Source organism: Bacillus sp. SG20033 (assembly GCF_044570195.1).
GTDB lineage: Bacteria > Bacillota > Bacilli > Bacillales > Bacillaceae > Bacillus > Bacillus subtilis.
The window spans coordinates 1044101-1061145 of sequence record NZ_CP172606.1 but is presented as its reverse complement, the minus strand read 5'-3'; the positions used below and the strand labels follow the sequence as shown (position 1 = coordinate 1061145).

Annotated in this window: 20 protein-coding genes; 8 read left to right on the top strand and 12 right to left on the bottom strand. The window is 44.4% G+C overall.

The genetic code is table 11. The features are described from left to right. On the top strand, positions 1-612 hold the full coding sequence (locus ACFVP7_RS05495; protein ID WP_003239501.1) for an HTH-type transcriptional regulator Hpr: 612 nt from the start codon (positions 1-3) through the stop codon (positions 610-612). Here ACFVP7_RS05495 and ACFVP7_RS05490 read toward each other — a convergent pair. Next, a complete protein-coding gene (locus tag ACFVP7_RS05490) occupies positions 609-950 on the bottom strand; it encodes a YhaI family protein (RefSeq protein ID WP_009966921.1) in 342 nt (113 codons plus the stop codon). The two genes, ACFVP7_RS05495 and ACFVP7_RS05490, sit on opposite strands and share 4 nt — an antisense overlap. Before the next feature lie 207 nt (positions 951-1157). On the opposite strand from ACFVP7_RS05490, the gene ACFVP7_RS05485 reads away from it, so the two are divergent. Both ACFVP7_RS05485 and ACFVP7_RS05480 read left to right on the top strand, forming a co-directional pair. Next, positions 1158-1676, top strand: a complete 519-nt coding sequence (locus ACFVP7_RS05485; protein ID WP_003245590.1) for a DUF3267 domain-containing protein — start codon at positions 1158-1160, stop codon at positions 1674-1676. Positions 1677-1783: 107 nt separating this feature from the next. Beyond that, positions 1784-1966: a hypothetical protein gene (locus ACFVP7_RS05480; RefSeq protein WP_024571667.1), complete on the top strand. Its 183-nt coding sequence runs from the start codon at positions 1784-1786 to the stop codon at positions 1964-1966. Positions 1967-2018: 52 nt separating this feature from the next. On the opposite strand, the gene yhzE2 is transcribed toward ACFVP7_RS05480, so the two are convergent. After that, the gene (gene yhzE2 / locus ACFVP7_RS05475; protein WP_003155248.1) at positions 2019-2105 is read right to left on the bottom strand and encodes a sporulation protein YhzE2; all 87 of its coding nucleotides are present in this window, start codon (positions 2103-2105) and stop codon (positions 2019-2021) included. Positions 2106-2229: 124 nt separating this feature from the next. Continuing rightward, on the bottom strand, positions 2230-2316 hold the full coding sequence (gene yhzE1, locus ACFVP7_RS05470; protein WP_003327753.1) for a sporulation protein YhzE1: 87 nt from the start codon (positions 2314-2316) through the stop codon (positions 2230-2232). Between the two features lie 159 nt (positions 2317-2475). On the opposite strand from yhzE1, the gene ACFVP7_RS05465 reads away from it, so the two are divergent. Beyond that, positions 2476-3360 (top strand): peptidylprolyl isomerase, encoded by an 885-nt coding sequence (locus tag ACFVP7_RS05465; protein ID WP_396583039.1) that lies wholly within the window; start codon positions 2476-2478, stop codon positions 3358-3360. 40 nt (positions 3361-3400) lie between these two features. Here the strand turns inward: ACFVP7_RS05465 and yhaL are convergent, their stop codons facing one another. The 6 genes from yhaL to ACFVP7_RS05435 form a co-directional block, all read right to left on the bottom strand. Beyond that, on the bottom strand, positions 3401-3613 hold the full coding sequence (yhaL, locus tag ACFVP7_RS05460) for a sporulation protein YhaL (RefSeq protein WP_003233252.1): 213 nt from the start codon (positions 3611-3613) through the stop codon (positions 3401-3403). Between the two features lie 124 nt (positions 3614-3737). Continuing rightward, the gene (gene yhaM, locus ACFVP7_RS05455) at positions 3738-4682 is read right to left on the bottom strand and encodes a 3'-5' exoribonuclease YhaM (RefSeq protein ID WP_003245698.1); all 945 of its coding nucleotides are present in this window, start codon (positions 4680-4682) and stop codon (positions 3738-3740) included. A gap of 73 nt (positions 4683-4755) precedes the next feature. Then, complete coding sequence (gene sbcE / locus ACFVP7_RS05450; protein WP_396583038.1) at positions 4756-7647, bottom strand: DNA repair/recombination ATPase SbcE; 2892 nt, start codon at positions 7645-7647, stop codon at positions 4756-4758. A gap of 4 nt (positions 7648-7651) precedes the next feature. Beyond that, a complete protein-coding gene (locus ACFVP7_RS05445; RefSeq protein ID WP_396583037.1) occupies positions 7652-8878 on the bottom strand; it encodes an exonuclease SbcCD subunit D in 1227 nt (408 codons plus the stop codon). A 106-nt stretch (positions 8879-8984) separates the two neighbouring features. Continuing rightward, positions 8985-10244 carry an ABC transporter permease gene (locus ACFVP7_RS05440; protein ID WP_015383237.1) on the bottom strand — a complete coding sequence of 420 codons (1260 nt, stop codon included), beginning with the start codon at positions 10242-10244 and terminating at the stop codon, positions 8985-8987. Beyond that, positions 10237-11133: an ABC transporter ATP-binding protein gene (locus tag ACFVP7_RS05435; protein ID WP_003233262.1), complete on the bottom strand. Its 897-nt coding sequence runs from the start codon at positions 11131-11133 to the stop codon at positions 10237-10239. The genes ACFVP7_RS05440 and ACFVP7_RS05435 overlap by 8 nt, the downstream gene beginning before the upstream one ends. A 126-nt stretch (positions 11134-11259) precedes the next feature. On the opposite strand from ACFVP7_RS05435, the gene ACFVP7_RS05430 reads away from it, so the two are divergent. Further along, positions 11260-11445, top strand: a complete 186-nt coding sequence (locus tag ACFVP7_RS05430; protein ID WP_015715596.1) for a YhzD family protein — start codon at positions 11260-11262, stop codon at positions 11443-11445. Between the two features lie 20 nt (positions 11446-11465). On the opposite strand, the gene ACFVP7_RS05425 is transcribed toward ACFVP7_RS05430, so the two are convergent. Then, positions 11466-12233 (bottom strand): enoyl-CoA hydratase, encoded by a 768-nt coding sequence (locus ACFVP7_RS05425; protein ID WP_169037391.1) that lies wholly within the window; start codon positions 12231-12233, stop codon positions 11466-11468. Between the two features lie 165 nt (positions 12234-12398). On the opposite strand from ACFVP7_RS05425, the gene khtS reads away from it, so the two are divergent. The 3 genes from khtS to khtU all read left to right on the top strand — a co-directional run bounded on the left by khtS (position 12399) and on the right by khtU (position 14522). Next, on the top strand, positions 12399-12737 hold the full coding sequence (gene khtS / locus ACFVP7_RS05420; RefSeq protein ID WP_077670575.1) for a K(+)/H(+) antiporter modulator KhtS: 339 nt from the start codon (positions 12399-12401) through the stop codon (positions 12735-12737). 63 nt (positions 12738-12800) lie between these two features. After that, positions 12801-13298 carry a K(+)/H(+) antiporter subunit KhtT gene (gene khtT, locus ACFVP7_RS05415; RefSeq protein ID WP_003233269.1) on the top strand — a complete coding sequence of 166 codons (498 nt, stop codon included), beginning with the start codon at positions 12801-12803 and terminating at the stop codon, positions 13296-13298. 6 nt (positions 13299-13304) lie between these two features. Continuing rightward, a complete protein-coding gene (gene khtU / locus ACFVP7_RS05410; protein WP_003233272.1) occupies positions 13305-14522 on the top strand; it encodes a K(+)/H(+) antiporter subunit KhtU in 1218 nt (405 codons plus the stop codon). Between the two features lie 17 nt (positions 14523-14539). Here khtU and ACFVP7_RS05405 read toward each other — a convergent pair whose 3' ends face one another. Both ACFVP7_RS05405 and ACFVP7_RS05400 read right to left on the bottom strand, forming a co-directional pair. Beyond that, the gene (locus ACFVP7_RS05405; protein ID WP_128473763.1) at positions 14540-16045 is read right to left on the bottom strand and encodes a coproporphyrinogen III oxidase; all 1506 of its coding nucleotides are present in this window, start codon (positions 16043-16045) and stop codon (positions 14540-14542) included. A 111-nt stretch (positions 16046-16156) separates the two neighbouring features. Further along, positions 16157-17023 carry a Cof-type HAD-IIB family hydrolase gene (locus tag ACFVP7_RS05400; protein WP_003233277.1) on the bottom strand — a complete coding sequence of 289 codons (867 nt, stop codon included), beginning with the start codon at positions 17021-17023 and terminating at the stop codon, positions 16157-16159. Positions 17024-17045 lie beyond the last annotated feature (22 nt).

The following is a 17045-nucleotide window of genomic DNA, read 5'->3' as shown; positions in this document are numbered from 1 at the left end:
ATGAATCGAGTGGAACCGCCCTATGATGTGAAAGAAGCTCTGGTTTTCACCCAGAAAATGGCTCAGCTTAGCAAGGCTCTTTGGAAATCGATCGAGAAGGATTGGCAGCAATGGCTCAAACCGTATGACCTGAATATTAATGAGCATCATATTTTATGGATTGCGTATCAATTGAATGGAGCTTCCATTTCTGAAATCGCGAAGTTCGGGGTCATGCACGTATCAACCGCATTCAACTTTTCAAAAAAGCTGGAAGAACGGGGATATTTAAGGTTCTCCAAACGGCTGAATGATAAACGGAACACATATGTCCAATTGACTGAGGAAGGTACCGAGGTATTCTGGAGCTTGCTTGAGGAATTTGATCCGACACGCAACGCTGTTTTTAAAGGGTCACAGCCTTTGTATCATTTATTCGGAAAATTTCCTGAAGTGGCAGAAATGATGTGTATGATACGCCATATCTACGGCGATGATTTTATGGAAATTTTCGAAACGTCACTCACCAATATTGACAATGACTTTGAAAGCGTAAACGGAAAACTGAAGAAAAAAGCAAAGGACAGTGCGGCGGATGAACCGGCTGAAGAGCTTGAACCTGTAAACAGTTAATCAAAATGCTTCATGATGTCGATAAAGACTTCCATCAGCTCTTGATAAAGCCCCTGCTCATACAGGGCAAAAATCGTTTCATGAACATCTAATTTTTCATTCAGCTGTCCGGCAAAAAGCGCAAGGAGCTTATCAAAGGTTACAAATCCTTGCGCTTTTTGTGTTGCCAGCTCTTCCGACAATTCATCGCATATCCTCATAACCGCTTCCCCTTCTTCCTTGCTCAGCCCTTTGTCAATGAGAAGCGCATAGAAGGGGTACCTGTCCATATCTACTGTTTTCACTAATAATTGTATGTAATATTCTAATCGCTCAATGCGATGATCCATCGAATCCATCCACACCACTTCTTTCTATCTTTAATCTTATTTTAGCTGATAATTCACTGAGAAGAAAGTTCTAACCCCATATTTCGCAGTTTGTTTGCTTGTTTCAAAAAAATACCTGCCGGATGATATTTTTTCTTAAAAAAGCATTGATTTTTTCTCTTGGGAGGAGTAAATTATTTTGAGATTCTATTCAAGATGTATGGAAGGATGACTTTGATGAATTGCTGGAAGACCATAAATCTCATGAAGGATTATGGCGCCGTTCGCATAATATTAACTGCTGTATGTTTTATGATTTTGGTTTTTATATCTACCTTTTTAGCTTTTGAGCTGCTGCGGCCTGGCACAAGCTTAAGCGATGAATATGTATCTTTATTCGGCGGTTTGCTCGTCGTTATTTTATTTGTACATAAAGTCATCCATGTCCTGCCAATCATCTGCAAAAAAAGAAAAATAGAAAAAAAGTTTTACATATTGCGCATGCGCACATGGAAACGTATACCAAAAACAACAATGCTGATTTCACTCGTCAGCCCGTTCTTGCTGATTACACCGGTATTGTTTTACGCAGCACTGGCATTTCCGAATCACGCTCATTATTTTTGCATGATCTCGGGCATTCACGCCGGCTACTGTCTGCCTGATTTCCTGCTGGCTCTCAAGCTGATAAAAGCACCGAAAACCGCTTTTATTGATCAGGAAGCTGACGGCTTGGATATTCTTGTTGAAAAGTAGTCAAACCCTGGTGCTGGTGGCGATTTTTCAATTTGCATTCTATCTTTTTTAATAAATATTTGGTAATGTAATATGGGACAGTTCAGAGAGAGGGGGAATCTCCCATCATTTTATTCTATTTTATCGTGGCTGCCGTGTTTATTTTATATTTCATAAACAGGCTCACCAATACATTATGCCTTGTCAGAGAGATTCCTGAAGAGCGGCAAGATAAGGTATTCCGATTTATTAATGTATCTATATTAATTTTACTGATCTCTTCGTTTGTGGAGATCTCCTTTACAGTGTAAATACGAAAGAAAGCATAGCTGCTGATTAAGCAGCTATGCTTTTTTATGTTGATTAGTACAGCCAAGAAGCGCCGATGATAATCAATAAAATAAATAACACAACCAATAAAGCGAATCCGCCTGCAAATACTTCACCCATCTTAAAAAGCACCTCCTGTAATAAGCTTTATTTACCAATTACATGTTATGCAATTCATGTTTGAAACGATTAGGCGCTAGTGAAAATAAAGGATCGCTTATGTTGCAAGCGATCCTCGGGCTGCTTAGTAGATGTAAGCTGCACCTACGATGATAAGCAAAATGAACAGTACTACGAGCAACGCGAATCCGTTAGAGTATCCTCCGCTCATGTTACATACCTCCTTTTCTTGATCAATATATAAGTATGTCATCAGCAAAAGTTTGACTAGACGAATGCCCTTTATTTAAAATCTTTTTACAGAAAGCCACAATATGTTATGATACGCATAGGTAATTTAATTTGGAATGATTAGGAGTGTTTGAAAACAATGAAGAAAATCGCAATAGCAGCTATCACTGCTACAAGCATCCTCGCTCTCAGTGCTTGCAGCAGCGGCGACAAAGAAGTCATCGCAAAAACAGACGCAGGCGATGTAACAAAAGGCGAGCTTTACACAAACATGAAGAAAACAGCTGGCGCAAGCGTACTGACACAGCTAGTGCAAGAAAAAGTATTGGACAAGAAGTATAAAGTTTCGGATAAAGAAATTGACAACAAGCTGAAAGAATACAAAACGCAGCTTGGCGATCAATATACTGCCCTCGAAAAGCAATATGGCAAAGATTACCTGAAAGAACAAGTAAAATATGAATTGCTGACACAAAAAGCGGCTAAAGATAACATCAAAGTAACAGATGATGAAATTAAAGAATACTGGGAAGGCTTAAAAGGCCAGATTCGCGCAAGCCACATCCTTGTCGCTGACAAAAAGACAGCTGAGGAAATAGAGAAAAAGCTGAAAAAAGGCGAGAAATTTGATGCCCTTGCGAAGGAATACTCTACAGACACAGGCTCAGCTACAAACGGTGGCGAACTTGGCTGGATTTCAAAAGATAACGAACAACTGGATTCCACATTCAGAAAAGCTGCATTCAAGTTGAAAACAAACGAAGTCAGCGATCCTGTGAAAACACAATTTGGCTACCATATCATCAAAAAGACTGAAGAACGCGGCAAATACGATGATATGAAAAAAGAACTGAAATCTGAAGTGCTTGAACAAAAATTAAATGACAACGCAGCTGTTCAGGAAGCTGTTCAAAAAGTCATGAAGAAGGCTGACATCGAAGTAAAAGATAAAGATCTGAAAGACACATTTAATACATCTTCAACAAGCAACAGCACTTCTTCATCTTCAAGCAATTCTAAATAATAAAAAAAGCTGTGCGGCTCAATGAGCCGCACAGCTTTTTTTATGCGATGGAATGGTTTTGATTTTCTTCTTCATGCTGCTGAGAACTGCGGCGTTCTCGCTCCTTTTCCATCCTCTCCATATAAATCTGCCCTTCTTTTTCAATAAAAGCCTGGTCTACTTTTTCTTCCTCTTTGGCTGCCGCCACAAGTTTATATGCGCTGAAAATAATGCCTACAATACAAAGATACACCCACCACGGAAAAAATAACACGGGCTTCTCCCCCTTTGCATAGATTCTTTATTCTTAACCATATGCGGGAATGAGACGAGTTATGTGCGGGAAAGACGCATCAAAAAGGACTGAGCTGAATATGTCAGCATCAGTCCTTTTTAAGTTATTTATGAAATGTCGGTTTATAAAAGGAACGGTTTTCCAGTGCGAATACACGTTCAGTATACTCGCCAGGCTTCACGCGCTCAAGCGCTCTGTCCATCATATTCATTTTTGCATCCAGATTGTCTATATAGTGAAGAATTTCCGCTTCTTTCACCATCGGCGGTTTCGGGCTGCCCCATTCTGCTTTGCCGTGGTGACTCAAAATCAAGTGCTGAAGAATTAACACCTCTTCAGAATCGATTTGAAGCTCCTCAGCCGCTTTTGAAAGCTCTGTCACCATGATGGAAATATGGCCGAGCAAATTGCCTTCAACCGTATATGAAGTGGAAACAGGGCCGGACAGCTCCTTCACTTTTCCAAGATCATGCAGGATAACACCGGCGTAAAGCAGATCACGATCAAGAGACGGATATAAATCTGCTATTGCTTTCGCCAGGTTCAGCATAGAGACAACATGATACGCCAAACCTGAGACAAACTCATGGTGGTTTTTCGTAGCCGCCGGATAATCCATAAACTCAGCTTCGTGTTTTTTAACCAAAAACCTTGTGATTCGCTGGATATTCGGATTTTTCATTTCAAATATATATTGAGTGATGGTATCCATCATTTCATTTTTCGGAATCGGCGCGGTTTCTAAAAAATCATCAATATTGACGTTTTCTTGCTCGCTTACCGGTCTGATATTTCTTAGCTTCAGCTGGGTGCGTCCGCGATAATGGTGAACATCGCCGACGACCTTGACAATCGTCTGCGGCGCATAGGTCACTTCATCACTTTGCTTGGCATCCCACAGCTTCGCTTCAATATCGCCTGACTGGTCTTGCAGCATCAGCGTCAAAAACGGTTTTCCATTGCTTGCAATCCCTTTCGTCGAGGATTTAATCAATAGATACTGGTCCACCTGTTCGCCAACCTCATGTAGCATAATCCCTTTAGCCATTCTATTAAAGCTCCCTCCGTATCTTACATAATACCAGTATATCACATACCGATTTTCAGCTATAGAACCTCTTTTATGACACCAAATGGATGATTTGGCTGCTATGAAATGCATCTTTTACGTGCTCATGGCATGTAAAATACAAAATCTGCCTACCGCCTTCAGATAAATCATACAGAACATGTAATACACGTTTCAGCCTTTCCTGATCAAAATGAACAAAACTGTCGTCAAGCTGGAACGGAAGCTTTGACCCACCCTGGCGCGTAACGGCCAAAGCAAATCGGATCGCTGTATACAGCTGTTCACACGTCCCTTGTGACAGCTCTTCCGCATGATAGACAGTTCCATCGCGATGCATAACCATGATCGAATCATCCGTTTCGGAAAAATAAATGGTTTGGTAGTTTCCGTCAGTCAGAGGGCGGAAAAATTCTCCTGCCGTCTCCAGAAGGCGCGGAAGCTCGATTTTTTTATGCCGCTCCAATTTGTTTCTGATCACCTGTTTGACCATTTGTATGGAGGCCCATTTTTTAGCCGTTTCTTTCACACATTCTTTTTGCATTTCGGTTTGAAGCTTGAGGTCTGAGACCATTCCCGAAGCCTCTAATTGTTCCTGTTTGACTGAGAGCAGTGCGATTTGGCTGCGGAGCTGCTCGATCTCCTCAGTCAGCCGCTCTTTTCTTTCATTCTCAACAAATTGCTTATCTTTCAATTCAGAAAGCGTATTGGAATCCGCCAGTTCAAGTTCCTCCGGGTACCCGCCTTGAAGCTGTGCGTTTACGTGATGAAGCTTGTTCTCCGTATCCTTCAATTGCCTGCTGATGTCGGCTATGGCAAAAAACGCATCTCTGTCTTTTGCAGCAGCCGCGGCAAATAATTGTTCAATCTGTGCGTGGAAATACTGTATTTCTTGCTCAAGTTCAAGCATCTGTTCCTTTGTATAATGAATATCTGTTTCAATTTCCTTTTTTTGCTTCTCAATTTCTTTTTCACGTTCAATGTTTTTCCGCAATGTCTGAAGGGCGTCCGAAATGGAGATATCCTGACTCTGATTCACGGGACGAAGCATACTGACGCGTTCTTCGAATGTTCTCCGGTGCTTTTTCAGCCTGCCTGCTTCAATGGTCAGCTCATGCTTTTTCTTCACTTCTTTTTTAACATCCTTCATTAAGCTGTATGCATCAAGCAAAAATGATGGATCTTCCTTAAATCCGAGCTCATTCATAAAACGCTCAACCTGTGTAAAGGACGGCGCCATTTCGGCTTCCCACTGTTCAAACTGCTGGATGACCCTTTCATACGCCGCCTCCTTTTGCTGGAGCGCTGCACGCTGTGTGAGAAGGTGCTGCTTATTGCGGTCATCCTCCCATAACGCTTCTCTAAGCATTTCAGCTTCTGCTGGTGAAATATCTGTCATGGGCTGTCTTGTCCCTCGGCTGTTTCGAGAAGACGATTTTCCTGATACAAGCCAATACACAATAAGTGCAGCGCCGAAACTTATGGCGGGAATCCATTGTTGCAGCAGAGAAAAGAGAACGATGAACAACATACCAGCTGCAATGACAGTCTTTTTCTGTTTAGCCTGCTGTCTTTCAAAAAACGTTAGCTGTTCTCTGAGCTTCGCTTGCTCTTGGTGCTGCCCCTGTGTTTCATCATATGCTCTAAGAGCTGCTTCTTTATCTTTTCTTTGGCTGTTTTCAAGAATCGCGGACGAAGCGGCACGAACGGCCTTTTCCGCGTCTTCCAGCTCTTTCCGGGCAAGTTCAAACGTCTCGTCAAGCTGCCGTTTTCTGTCTCTTGCCTGTACATATTGCTGCACCGCTTGCTGAAGCTGCCATTCATAATCATATGAGGTGTTCATATTCAGGAGCTCATTTTCATCCGTTTTATTGAGCTGTTCCAGCCCTGCCGCTGTCTGCGCAGACGTCTGGCGCAGCTGTGCCTGAATGGCTGCCAGCTGTTCTCCCCAGGATTGGTACATATGAAACGCTGCCGAAAGCTCTTGTATCAGCGTTTCTTTCGCCAATAGTTCTTTATCGGGGATAAGCTTTTGCCTCTGTTTGTCCAACTCCGCCATCTTCACCCGAAGCGCCTCAAGCTGTGCTGATTTCGGGTGAAGATGGGATTCATATTTTTCCAGCTGATGCAGTCCGTCAGCAGGAAATTGTCCTGCGTGTTCCGGAAATTCTGCAATCACCTGTTCGAGTGTCGCTTTTTCATTTAGCAGCGGCTTTCGCTCAATCGCTCCCTCAATCATTCGGATATGTCCCGCCGTCTCTTTCAATTCGGTTTCCGCGGCTGCAAGGCGGGCTTCAAGCGTTCGTTTTTCCCCGAGAAGCTGATGATAGCCCGCTTCCTCTGCTTCAGCCTGTTTTAGCTTCACTGCCAGCTGCTTAAGCGTTTCCAGCTCCTGATTCAATTGAGGGTTTCGCCCATTTGGTTTATAGAGCCTTTCGCTTTCCTTCGTCAGCCTTGAATCAAGCTTTGATACGGCTTCAGCACCAAACAAGCTGGAAAAGAGCAAAAATTCCCCTATCTTGTCCCGATTAAAGGCGTGAATTTCCTGCAGCCCGAATACGTCGAACGAATATATGGCTTTGTACAACGACCTGTCTGTGCCCTGGAACAGCTGCTTTAAAACATCTCCCTGCTTTACTTCGCCCTTTTCTGTGTACACGCTTAGTTTTTCGGCAGTCCCTTTCGTCCGTTCGATCTTCAGCACCCCATACTCAGGATGTTCAGCTTCAAGAACACCGCCGTAGACACCGCCTGTTTTCGGTTCATACTTTTTCGTTTTCGGAAAACCGAACAGCATGCTTTCAATGAATGACATCATCGTCGTTTTTCCTGCCTCATTTAATCCGTAGATGACTTGGACAGGAGAGGCGGAAAAGTCAAAGGTCCGATTGGAAAATTTTCCGTATTGGTAGATATGTAAAGATATAATTCGCAAAGCTGTCACCGCCTCATGTATCAAGCACCTTAAGCTGTCTTTTCAATAATATCTGTGCCTGCTCTTTTATTTCCTTTACCTCCTCTTGGCTAAACCGGTCCGCGTGCCTTCTATACACTGGATGCCGCTCAAGCCCTTCCAGCACGTCTGACAGATCGCTGCGATCAATGTCTTCAAATAAACCGCCAAAAAAAGGATCAAGGTTTGTTAGGTTTGCTTCGTTTTCTGTCTCATCGTCCAATCTAAGAGGCCAAACGAAACGTTCCTCCTCCGCTTCTTGCTCCTGAAGAGCTTCAAGAAACTCATCCAAGGTGCCTTTTGGCGCCTCCAGCAGCCATTCCGGCGCCGTCCCTTGTAAAACAAGCCTTACACAAACAGGGCTCCCCTTTTTCCGCAGCTTCGAAAACGTGTCCTCCACCATTTGGAAGAGGGCTGTCATATTCTTTGCCTCCGTCACATCAACCGCCGCTTTTTCCCACAGGACATCATGCGCTCTCTGAAATTCATAAGATATATCTCCGTTTGTCACATGAACGAGATAATAGCCTTTATCTCCCGTCTCCTTCATATGGCGTGCTTGCGTGTTTCCCGGGTAAATGACTGCCGGATGCTCGGCAGATAGAACCTGGCGTTTATGTATATGGCCAAGCGCCCAATAATCCATCCCGCTTTTCACGAGGTCGTCATGTGTAAACGGGCAATACGGATCGTGTCCTTCAGATCCTGACAGCGTGCCGTGGAGCATGCCGATATGAAACGGTGCGTCAGTTGATCTCCGATAGCGGGCGGCTTGGTTTTCCGTCACTGCTCTGGCTTGATAGCTGAAGCCGTAAATGCTTGCTATGCGCCTGCCTTCTTTAAAAAACGATTTTTCTTCTGGAACAGCGGACGAAAAAATATGGACATTCTCAGGCCATTCAATCGGTGTCCACTCCCCGCCAAGATGATCGTGATTCCCAAAGATGACGTATACCGAAATCCCGCACTCTCTGAGTCTTTCAAACTGTTTTTTCAAAAAGAGCTGAGCCTTTAAGCTTCGATTGGCTTCATCAAACAGATCTCCCGCCAGCAAAATGAAATCAACGTGCTCTCTCACTGCAGCGTCTATCATATGTCTCACGCTTGCAAACGTGCTTTCTTTAATCCGGGCAAAAATCGGCTCCGGCAGATGCGATATCCCGTAAAACGGGCTGTCAAGATGAAGATCTGCCGCATGAATAAAGGTTAGTTCAGTCAACATTCTGCTCCTTTCCAGGATGAAGTACCCTTATTTTAGCACCGAATTCTTACGAATGCACGTTCTGTCAATAAAGAAACAGCCTGAGAATCCCCAGGCTGTTTTCCAATCAGTTTTTCGCTAAACGAAGCGCTTGTTTGATCGCTTTGAACGCGCTTGAATTGCCGTAAATTAATACACCGCCTTTATAAATTCTGGCGCCGATAACGGCCAGTATGACAATGGTGAGCAGTGTGATTCCGATTCCGACAGCCGCCTGCCAGAACGGAATATCAAGCATGCCGACGCGCAGGAACATAATCATTGGCGTAAAGAACGGAATAAACGAAGTTACCGTAATAAATCCTGCGTCAGGCGCATTTAAACCGAACATCGCGATCATAAAACCGGCGACAACCAAAAGCGTCATCGGCGTGATCGTTTGCTGCACGTCCTCTATTCTGCTGACGACACTGCCGAGAAACGCGGCAAGTGTCGCGTACAAAAAGTATCCGAGCAAAAAGAAAATGACAGCATAGATGACAGTGGTTGCAGATACGTCGGTCAAATTAAGGAATCCGCCGACAGATGAAGCCGTTTCGCTCTTTTCGTTCAGCTTAAGCGACAGAGAGCCGGCTCCTATAATAATAGCAAGCTGTGTGATCCCGACAAGCCCGATACCAAGCAGCTTTGCAAACATTTGCTGGATCGGCGGCATGCTTGAGATCAGGATTTCCATAACTCGCGAAGATTTTTCGGTTGCGACCTCCATCGCTATCATGCTGGCATACATAATCACCGAGAAATAAATGACGAACAGCATAATGTAAACAAGCCCTACCGTCTGGCCAAGCTCTTCCTCAGACTTCGCCCCTTCTTTCAGCGCCTTCTGCCCCACAGTAACGGGCGCATAAAGGCTGCTGATCGTTTCCTGCGACACGCCGAGCTCCGCCGTTCCGACAGCTGTTTTGGTTTGCGTCAGTGCCTGCTGCAGCGTTTGATACGTGCTTTCATCAGAAATCGTTAACGCTTTATATGTTCCTGAAATGGTCCCTTTTTCATCTCGTTTGATGATGAGCATGCCATCGAGTGATTCATCTTTGACTTGCTTTGTGACCTCATCCTCCGATTGCTTCGACAGCTTCACATCAAGATCGCCGTCAGTATCCACCGCTTTCAGCTGCTTTGAAAAAACCGGATATAATTCGTTTGTTTCATCAACAACGGCGATTTTTTCTTTCGCATCGTCACCTTGAAACAAAGAAATGATCGACTCCAGATTCGTTACAACTAAAACAAGCAGCACCGTGATGACAGTCGAAATAATAAAGGATTTTGCCATAATCTTATTTTTGTATGTATGAGAAAGCATGATCCAAAATTTATTCATAGACGGCCCCCACCTTTTCTATAAAAATATCATGCAGTGACGGCTCTTCAAGCTCAAACTTTCTGATAAACCCTTTTCCCTGTAGCATCGCAAAAATCTCTTGAGAAATGTCTTCATTGGCAATCTGCAGCTTGACGCCGTCTGCCGTTTCCTTCCATTGAAGAATGCCTTCATGGGACTGCAAAAAGCGCAGATCGTCATCGGAGTGAATGGTAACATTCTTTTTACCGAAGGAACGCTTGATCTCCTTCAGCTTGCCTTGTACAACCGGTTTTCCTTTCTGCAATATGCAAAGGTTCTCACAAAGCTCCTCCACGTGTTCCATCCGATGGCTTGAAAATAAAATAGAAACACCGCTGTTTTTCAGCGAGATCACAGCCTCTTTTAACAGCTCAACATTGACAGGGTCCAAGCCGCTGAATGGTTCATCAAGAATCAGGAGCTCCGGCTTATGCAAAACTGCCGAAATGAATTGGATTTTCTGCTGATTCCCCTTTGAAAGCTCTTCCACCTTCTTATTCTCGTAATCTGTAATATTGAAGCGTTCAAGCCATGTCCCGAGCTCTTTTACAGCCTCCCGCTTCTCCATCCCTTTTAATCTGGCAAGATAGACGAGCTGATCTCTTACCTTCATTTTCGGATAAAGGCCCCGTTCTTCCGGCAGATAACCGATTTTGTTGCTGATATGATAATTCACAGGACGGCCCTTCCAGCTGATTGAGCCCTCCGTAATGCTTAATAATCCTAGGATCATGCGAAACGTCGTTGTTTTTCCCGCTCCGTTTGCGCCTAATAGACCGAACATTTGCTGTTCCGGAATATCTAAGTCCAATCCGTCAACGGCTTTATAATCTCCAAATGTCTTCGTTACGTGATCAATTGTAAGCACTGAATCTCCTCCTTCCCTGACCCATTATATACTAATTTTGGATAAAGCATAATAAAGGATTTTGATTTCCTTTTTAGAATATAAATGAAGAAAGACTGATAAACCTTAAAATGGAGGAGAAACCTGATGGCTGATTATTTCCTTACCGTATTTGATCCTTCGGGGAACACGCTGGTAAACGAGCGATTCGAGGCAGAACATGAAGAAGCGGCAAAAACGCATGGTGAAGCCCTCTTAAAAGAAAAAGAGCTTCATAGTCATACTCATCGTTTAGTCAATGCAGCCGGAAAGCTGATTTTGTTTCACAGATGATCAGCTTTCCGGCTGATCTGTTACGCTTGAAACTTCGGCTCCCGTTTTTCTAAAAAGGCACGGATTCCTTCTTGGTGATCCTTGGTCCTTCTCATTCTCTCTTGGGCGCTGCGCTCAAGGGATAGCACTTTTTTCAGTTCTTCAATTTGGAGGCTTTGAAAAATAGCTTTCGTTTCGATCATCGCCAAAAGAGGGGAGGCCAACAGGGTTTCGATAATGGGTCTTGCGCCTTCGGCAGGGTCTCCGGCAAATGTCCCATCAAGAAGCCCCATATCGGCAGCTTCTGAGGCAGATAGTTTTTTTCCGCTCCAAATCAGTTTTTTCGCTTTTGCTTCACCGATTCTTTTCTTCAGCAAATAATGTCCTCCGCCGTCCGGAACAAGCCCAATGCCGATAAAATTCATCGCGAGGACGGCGTTTTTTTCAGCGAGCACAATGTCCGCACAAAGCGCCAAACTCAGGCCCAGTCCCGCAGCAGCACCATGAATGGCTGCAATTGTCACTTTCTTCATCTGATATAAATTCAGGGTGACAGCCTCAATCGTATCCATCAGCCGTTTAAATTGGTCAGGGTCATGCTCTGACGTCATCATCCTGATATCACCGCCGGCCGAAAAGCCTTTCCCGCTTCCTCTCAGGAGAACGATGAGTGCCTCGCTTGCAGACGCCATTTCGACTGCCTCCTTCAATTCAGACAGCATCTGTTCATTCAGGGCGTGATGGGCATCAGGCCGATTCAGGATAATCTCTGCAACAGCCCCATTACATGCATATTGAACAAACTCCATATAAAGCACCTCCATGTATGCGCTTACTTTTTTTCTTTCTCCTATACATTCCCCGCCATCCTCAAATAAACCTTTTTATTTTTCAAGGTCAATAGATACTGAAAAATGCATATTGTTTGAATGGAAACATAAAGTTTTATATAGTGAAAAAGAAGGGATATCTTGATGAGAAGGGAGGAAAGGAACATGGATAAATTGCTGATCAGTTTTCTATTAAGTTTATTTATGGTGTACTTTCCCCCTTCGGACGTGGTTCTGCCTTCTCAGTTTGAAGCAAGCACTGACAGCTATGTGCCTATGACTTCATATCCGCAGGAAACACAATCGGCAAAAACGCCGTCGCCGGGCAGCATGCACCCGGCTGAGCTGATCAAAGAGTACAGCCCGCTGGCGCAGTCTGTCAGGCAGCTCTCTGTCAAACCACTTGACGAACCGCTGATAAACAGGCTGGAAAAGGCTTTGGCCGTCCCTGTCAAATACCAGTCTAATTACCTCCGAATATAATTTGCTCAAGTTTTATTTGTAACTCACCCCATACTGCCAACACTACATTCGGAGGGATTTTCATTGAATATTAAAGAAAACGATCTGCCGGGCATCGGCAAAAAGTTTGAAATCGAAACAAGAAGCCACGAAAAAATGACGATTATCATTCATGATGACGGAAGAAGGGAAATTTACCGGTTTAATGACCGGGACCCGGATGAGCTTCTTTCAAATATTTCATTGGATGATTCTGAAGCAAGGCAAATTGCAGCTATTCTCGGGGGCATGGTCTATAAACCGCAAGCTCTGGAGTCCATCGAAATGGCCTTCAGCGATCTTATTATTGAATGGTTTAAGGTCGAAAAAGGCGCCAAATCGATTGGGCGCACACTCGGAGAGCTTGATGTTCGCCAGAATTACGATGTCACTGTAATTGCCATTATCAAACACAACCAGGAAAAGCTCCTAAATCCCGGAGCCGATTCGATTATTGAAGAAAATGACACCCTTGTCCTCTCAGGTGAGAGAAAGCATCTGAAGAAACTGATTCACGATTTTCTTTCTGGAGAGGGCGTGTGAGCCCCGATGGACCATCTTGTATTTGAAGTTGGAACTGCACTTGTGCTTGTGGCAATCGCCAGTGTGATCGCCAATAAAATTAAATTTTCGATTATTCCGTTTCTGATTGTGCTGGGGATGCTTGTTGGACCGCACGCGCCGAAAATGGGGATTATTGATCTAACATTTATTCAAAGCAGTGAAATCATCGAGTTTTTCGGGAGAATGGGCGTACTGTTCCTCCTCTTCTATCTCGGACTCGAATTCTCTGTCGGGAAGTTAATCAAATCAGGAAAATCAATCGCGGTCGGCGGGACGATTTATATTTTGATTAACTTCAGCCTCGGACTGCTTTACGGGTTTATCACCGGATTTTCCTTTCTGGAAGTCCTCATCCTCGCAGGCGTCATCACAATCTCGTCAAGTGCGATTGTCGCAAAAGTGCTCGTTGATTTAAAAAGAACTGCCAATCCGGAAACCGAATTGATTCTCGGCATCATCATGTTTGAAGATATTTTCCTTGCCGTATATCTGTCCGTTGTTTCCGGCCTTATACTAGGTGATGCGACATCCGTAGGGAGTGCACTCTTGTCCATTTTGATCGCCTTCGGTTATATGCTGCTGTTTTTTATCGCAGCAAGAAAACTCCCGCCGCTGTTGAACAAACTGTTGGACATTCGCTCAAACGAAGTGTTTATTATCGTCATTTTCGCAGCGCTCTTTTTTATCGCCGGGTTTTCCGAGACGATTCATGTAGCAGAAGCAATCGGCGCGCTGCTGCTCGGTTTGGTCTTTTCAGAAACAGAGCATTCCGATAGGATTGAACACCTCGTTGTTCCGTTTCGCGACTTCTTCGGTGCGATGTTCTTTTTCAGCTTCGGCCTCAGTATCGATCCGTTTTCGCTTGGTGAAGCGGTTTGGCTTGCGTTGGGTGCAGTGATTTTGACCATTCTGGGAAATTTTATCGCCGGAATGGTGGCAGGACGACGCGCAGGGCTTTCTCATAAGGCTTCATCGAATATCGGGCTGACGATCGTATCGCGGGGAGAATTTTCGATTATCGTTGCGAATCTCGGAATAGCCGGCGGACTGTCAGCCACATTAAAGCCGTTTGCCGCATTATATGTCCTCATTCTGGCGATTTTGGGACCGCTTGTCACAAAGGAATCAAAACGAATTTACCGCTTGCTGAACAAGGTATTTAAATGGAAGCCTGAGGTTCAGCCCGCAAAAAAACAGGGATAAAAAAAGCAGCACTGTGATCAGTGCTGCTTTGTCGTTTTTTCAAAAATCTGCTCTAAATATTTGATTTTTTCGTCCGTGTAGTGCTCGAAGCGCTCATTGTACGATTTCGGATCTTTCGGATTCGCAAAATGCGTAATTTTCCCTGTATCCCGATCAATAAATTTACTAGCAGCACCGCAGCCGATGCCAATAATCGTCTGGACCTCTTCCATAATCATAATGTTGTAGATGCTTTCTTGTCCCGGCAAAGAGTATCCGACGTTTTCAAGGTTTCCAAGAATGTTTTTCTGGCGGTATAAATAATAAGGCACGTACCCATGCTCTTTCGTCCAGGCTACCGCGTCTTCCATCATTTGAGAAACCTCTTCCCTGCCGGCAACTTTGTACTTATGCTTGTTTCTCGTCATTTCTGACGCCCGTTTAAATGAAAGAGTATGAACGGTAAGGGATTCCGGCATCAGTTTTTCTGTTTCTGAAAGACTGTGCCTGAACTCCTTCACGCCTTCCCCAGGCAAACCAATAATCAAGTCCATGTTAATATTATTCATGCCGTGCTGGCGTGACAGATGATATTTCTCAATGGTCTCTTCAACCGTATGGTGCCGCCCGATCGCCTTTAGCGTTTCGTTTTCATAGGATTGCGGATTGATGCTGATCCGATCAATGTCATATTTGTTTAAAACGGCGAGTTTTTCTTCTGTAATCGTATCAGGACGACCGGCCTCCACCGTAATCTCACGAATGTTTTTCACATCCGGGAAGGAGCGGACCATTTCTTCATACAACAGATCCATCTCCTCCGCTGTAATGCTTGTCGGCGTCCCGCCGCCAAAGTAAATGGTTGTAACCTTAACATCATGCTCCTTCAGCCATTCACCGATTTTCTGCATTTCGTAATGCAGTCCCCATAGGAATGAGCCGACTCTGCCTGCCTGTCCCTGGATGGCATACGCAGGGAATGTGCAATACGCGCATTTTGTCGGGCAGAACGGAATGCCGATATAAATGCTGACTTCATCCTTTACTCGGTACAAATCCGGCACTGCCGCAAGCTGACGGTCAACAATTTCCTGCATTAGCATGATTTTTTCATCATGAATTAAATAGTCTTTTTTCAACTCAGCATGCGCTTGCTCCTTGGACATTCCGCTTTGCAGTTTTTTATGAAGCAGCTTTGTGGGCCGGATTCCTGTGAGGATTCCCCACTTCTGCGTAATGCCCGTATGCGCCTGAAGAAGATTGAGATACACATAAGAAATTGTGTTTTTCACTTGCTTAAAAGCTTCTTTTTCAGTCATGCCGGGAGAAAAGAATTTTGTATGCTGTTCCTTTATGCCAGTTCCCTTCACTTCTCCCGAAACCGTCACATGCTCATCCGTTTGTGACAACGCTAAAGAAATGACAAAATCTGCGGGCTCCTCTCCGCCATACGCAAGCTCGCACTCTTCATAAAACAAATTTGCAATATTTTGCAGAGGCCGATGCAGGCGGTCATCATGTATGCCTTCTATTTTAATTTGCAACTTCATCACCTAATTTATCAGATTCAAAACTTTCTTTAGTGTACAGAAATAAACTGCTAAAATCAATCCGGCAAAAAAGCCGCCGCACCTGTCAGGGTGCGAGCGGCTTTTTTACACACGTTTCATGTGGAACTTATCAAGAAATCCTTTTCGCTGCTGCATTCGGAAATATTCCTTCATCATATAAGCGACACCTTGCTCGTCATTGGACCTTGTAACCCAATCTGCCTTTCTCTTAATTTCCGGAACGGCATTCCCCATCGCTACCCCAAGACCGGCAAGTTCGATCATCGGCAGATCGTCATACTGATGCCCAATGGCCACGACATCATCCATACTCAGGCCCAGCTCTGAAGCGACGAGGGCCAAACCCGCTTCCTTCGAGACACCTTTCGGGACGATATTCAGCTTCTCATCGTTTACGCGAATCACGTCCACCGCAGGGAAGGCTTTTGTAATCGTTTCTGTAATGTCATGCTGAATGTCGTGCTCCGTGTACACCTCGATGACGGGTGCACTCACCGGCTCATCCATGAGGAGATCGCTTAATGATTCAACGAACTGGACTGGATAAAAGATCGGGTCAGACGGATGAATGAGTGCTTTCCCCAATAAATTCGAATTCACCTTTTTCTTGTTTCCGATGGAATACTTTTCGTGAAGAAGCCGAATATTACATTGATAGCTCTCCAGCACTTGAACAATGTTAAAGGTATGATCATCAGAAATTCTTTTTTCAAAAAACGGGGCGTCAATTTTCTCAGCGATATATGCCCCGCTATGGGTGATCAGCTTGGCATCAAGCTTTAGCGATTTCGCTATTTTCTGTGCTGAGCGAAAATGACGGTTGGTCACAAGTGTGACGTAAATCCCTTTTTTCTTTACATATTCAATCGCGTCTTTCGTTGCCTGATGAATCTTCCCGTTCGACCGAAGCAGCGCTCCATCTATATTTAAGGCAAGCAATTGTTTTGACACAGAGATGTCCCCCTCCTTGATG